General features: G+C 31.2%; 1 rRNA gene. It reads right to left on the reverse strand.

Going from position 1 to position 237, the window contains the following annotated elements:
* Positions 1-163 precede the first annotated feature (163 nt).
* Positions 164-237: ribosomal RNA gene (locus KGF48_RS20165) — 23S ribosomal RNA — on the reverse strand; the annotation flags it as partial.

Raw genomic sequence — 237 nt, forward strand, 5'->3', positions numbered from 1 at the left:
TGTGTTCGGAATGGGAACAGGTGTATCCTCTCTGCTATTGTAACCACATAATCTTTATGCTTAATATTACTATTAAGTTATTGAAACTAGTAAAACTAATTTCTTTAGAGTTAACACTCTAAAAACTACATATATATTTTAATCAATGAACATCAAATAAATATTGGTCAAGTCCTCGACCTATTAGTATCGATAAGCTAAATACATTGCTGCACTTACACCTTCGACCTATCAACC

It is taken from the genome of Clostridioides sp. ZZV15-6388, assembly GCF_020657755.1.
GTDB lineage: Bacteria > Bacillota > Clostridia > Peptostreptococcales > Peptostreptococcaceae > Clostridioides.